Source organism: Finegoldia sp. (assembly GCF_046991905.1).
Taxonomy (GTDB): Bacteria; Bacillota; Clostridia; order Tissierellales; family Peptoniphilaceae; genus Finegoldia.
In genome coordinates, this window is sequence record NZ_JBKWZF010000111.1 from 1 (window position 1) to 3,061 (window position 3,061).

The window sequence follows — 3,061 nt, forward strand, 5'->3', positions numbered from 1 at the left end:
TAGTATCTATAACTTCCTGAGTGACAGGAGTGGGCGGAAAGTTAAATTTCAATTGTTGATTTAAAGCATTGGATTCGGGTAATGACTGTTCTACTTGATCTTTTACCTTATTTTTGTTTACACCGATCGCTAATTGACTAATCTCTCTTACTCTTTCCTCAGTTGATAAAACTTGAGGATTAAGTTTTTCTGCTTCGATGTAACTGTTAAAATCTATTTTTGTGAGCAGAGTCTTTAAGTTTTCTATCTCTCCATTAGATAACTCTTCCCTTTTGAGTAACGGAGACAGTTCGTTTAAAACTTTTTGATTCTGAGTTAAAGAGATGTTCCCGTCTAAGATCATCGCTTGCAAGCAAACCTCGCCTATAATCTTATCCACTATATCTGGAGAATAATGGCTGTTTAATGTCTCATTATAAAAAGTGATCGTTCGATCAGTATTTATATGAGCTAGTCGCAAGTAATCATTTGTTTCTCTATCGTTTATATTTTGATCTGAAACTACATATCCATTTCCCAGACTGAAATAACCTAGTTCATAATCTTCGTTTTGATCTTGCCTGCTTCGATCCTCTTCTCTTTCATCGAGCTGTCCAATACTCTGTACTGTGGAATCTCGAAAATCAGAGTCGTATCGGTCAATAACACCATCGTTGTCCATGTCCATATCCAAAGCAGTCTTATTATTTTGCTCATTTAAAAAAGAAGCCATATCTTGCTGAATGACTTCTTTTTGTGTTGCTTCCTCAGGTGGAAACATAACGAATCTATTGGATATTTCTTGAGTTATATCTTCTATACGTAAATTAGAGTGTTCAGAATGATTTCTTCCAGTTCCATCTCGATTTGTAGAACCCCTTGTAGATAGGCTTGATAGTTGCTCTTCTGAAGATTGGAATCGATCTTCCGTTCTTCCATCATTTTCGAGCGGGATTCCTTGATTTTCTCCGCTTCCTCTTCTATATCCGCCAGATAGTTCATTAGTTGTCCGGTTATCTCGAGTTCGCTCAACAGTTCCATGTCCGAAAGTTTCTCGCTCTCTCTGAGATACTTCCATCTCATGTGTCCGTATTTCCTGATCGGTCTTTGTTCGTTCTTGATTTTTGTCTCCGGAATCCAATATCCGTTGATCTTTTGATACTGTTTGTTGTTCATGATTCTGACTGTCATTTTGAGCCTCTCTTTCTATATAATCCTTAAATTCGTAGCGTAGTTGATTAATACTTTCTTTTGTTTGTTCATTTGCAAGTCTGGTAACAACTAAAAACTCACTAAACGACAGGCTTTCTAAATTAGAAAAATCTAATTCATTCAACTGCTCCCGAGATACACCCATACGGTAGAGTGTTTGATAAAGAACAGTATTAAATAGTATATCTTTCTGATTATCTGATAGTTCATTAGTTATATTTCGTGATATTATTGTTTGTTTTATCTCATCGTTGAGAGCCTGATACCAATTGGCCCCATATTTCTCATTAAACGCCTCCCTACTTATTTGCCATACAAAAACTTGGTCATTGTAATTTACCTTGGTTCCTGTATCGGAGATATCAAATAAATAGTTTAACTTCCGTGTGGTTTCATCCGGAACGGCTATTCCTGTGCTGCCACGTTTAACGTAACGTCCCACTCGTGTCCAGAAATCATAGGGAGCGCAAGCTTTAGCATCAGGTCTTTGACTGTATATAGCAACCTGCCTCATGAAGTCATACTTGTAATTATAGGCAGCAGACTGCATAAACTCTTTCCATTCTTCAGCCTCGAGCAGCCCCCCTATCGTATTATAAATATTATCGTAAATTTCATCGTGTCTATTAGCGTTCATCTTCTACCTCCACATTACTATTCCATGGAATATATGTCAATGATAAATAAAAAAAGAGGTAACAAATTTTTTTGCTACCCCTTTCTTATTTGGTCATTTATAGATCTTAAAATGGTGTTTCAAGTTTATCTATAATCATATAATTATCATCTTCATCTACAACATTGTACTTGCTTTTCAAAATTTCGATCGAGCGTACATAGATAGACGGTTCAGTTATCGTCGTTAATCCAAATTTAATAGAGCGAATGTTGAGTTTGCCGAAAAGGATCACATCTTGTCCTTCTTCAAGGCTTTCTAGCGTTGCCATTAAACTATTATCAGTATCGGCAGAAGAAATATACCGGCAAGGTACTAACATCTTTTCCTTCTGGTTATCGACTTCTAACTGGAAATTAATAGAATCAAATGTTCTTCCATCTTTTCCTGTAAATTGCTCCATATCTTCTTTTGTTACAATTTTCCCTGAAAAAATACAATGGTTCATAATATCCTCCTAAATTTCTCTTTCATTGTTTTTTGATTTCTTATCTGCTCGACTAGCTTCTTTGTCTTTTTCTCTGTCTTCTTTAGCCTTCAACATTTTATAGCTATATAAATGAATTGAAGTTCGATCTTTTCCTTCTTTATTCTTATAATGCTTTTCAGTACCCTGAACATGAATAAAGTCGCCTTTTTTTAAATCTGCAACCTTTGACGCATTTTTCCCATATGCACTTACAGCTTGATAGGCTTTTTCTCCATTTTCATTTTTGTAGACAATGGAAAAATTGGCTACTTTTACTTTCTCGCTTTCATTTGTTGTTATATCAATTAATTCAATATCGTTCTTGAGATTGCCTTTTAAAGACACCATCTTTTGTCTTTTAACGGCTTTTAGTATTTCACAGTCTAATAAACTAATGGAAATAGCTTTCTCCCCTGATTTTTTAGTGTACTCTTGCTCTGTCCCTTTAAGTCGTATGAGATCTCCCTTTTTAAGAGCCATGACCTTATCTATGTTTTCTCCATAAGCACTTACAGGACGATATTCTTGCTTTTCACCTTCATTGTTAAAGACGATTGAAAAGTTCGCAACAGAAAAGGGGTTTCCCTTCTTAGAGACTGCTGCCTCTATTTTAATATCCCCTGCTACATATCCGTCTTGCGTTATTTTCTTTTTATCTTTATTTTCGGTCATTATATATGCTCCTTTATTGTTTCTTCTTTTCAAAATCAAACACTACTTTATGA

Annotated in this window: 3 protein-coding genes and 1 pseudogene; all 4 read right to left on the minus strand. The window is 35.3% G+C overall.

Translation table 11 applies throughout. The features are described 5' to 3' along the window. Positions 1-760, minus strand: a pseudogene (locus ACLUJM_RS13305) (hypothetical protein); the annotation flags it as partial. Between the two features lie 35 nt (positions 761-795). Continuing rightward, on the minus strand, positions 796-1,170 hold the full coding sequence (locus tag ACLUJM_RS13310; protein ID WP_412413034.1) for a TnpV protein: 375 nt from the start codon (positions 1,168-1,170) through the stop codon (positions 796-798). Between the two features lie 764 nt (positions 1,171-1,934). Then, complete coding sequence (locus ACLUJM_RS13315) at positions 1,935-2,315, minus strand: hypothetical protein (RefSeq protein ID WP_296154513.1); 381 nt, start codon at positions 2,313-2,315, stop codon at positions 1,935-1,937. Between the two features lie 9 nt (positions 2,316-2,324). After that, the gene (locus tag ACLUJM_RS13320; protein ID WP_412413035.1) at positions 2,325-3,008 is read right to left on the minus strand and encodes a hypothetical protein; all 684 of its coding nucleotides are present in this window, start codon (positions 3,006-3,008) and stop codon (positions 2,325-2,327) included. Positions 3,009-3,061 lie beyond the last annotated feature (53 nt).